This is a genomic window from Pollutimonas rozaliensis (assembly GCF_048751585.1).
Classification (GTDB): domain Bacteria; phylum Pseudomonadota; class Gammaproteobacteria; order Burkholderiales; family Burkholderiaceae_B.
On the sequence record NZ_JAZHOB010000278.1, the window covers coordinates 1 to 248 of the forward strand.

Sequence of the window (248 nt, forward strand, 5' to 3'; positions counted from 1 at the left end):
CGCAGAGGGAGCAACCCTCTATATTGTCCCGACGCCAATTGGCAATCTAGGTGATATCACCCAACGTGCCCTTGATGTGCTTGCTCAGGTCGATGTTATCGCCGCTGAAGATACACGCCACACAGGTAAACTGCTTGCTCACTTCAATATCCAAACTAAAACGTTCGCTTTGCATGATCACAATGAACAGCACAAAGCTCAAGCATTAGTTGATAAATTATTATCGGGTCAGTCGATAGCGCTCGTTT

General features: G+C 46.4%; 1 protein-coding gene. It reads left to right on the forward strand.

Features of this window, described 5'->3' with window-relative positions; all coding sequences use genetic code 11:
• The coding region (locus V0R37_RS22900; RefSeq protein ID WP_420376664.1) for an SAM-dependent methyltransferase at positions 1 to 248 on the forward strand (248 nt) is incomplete at both ends.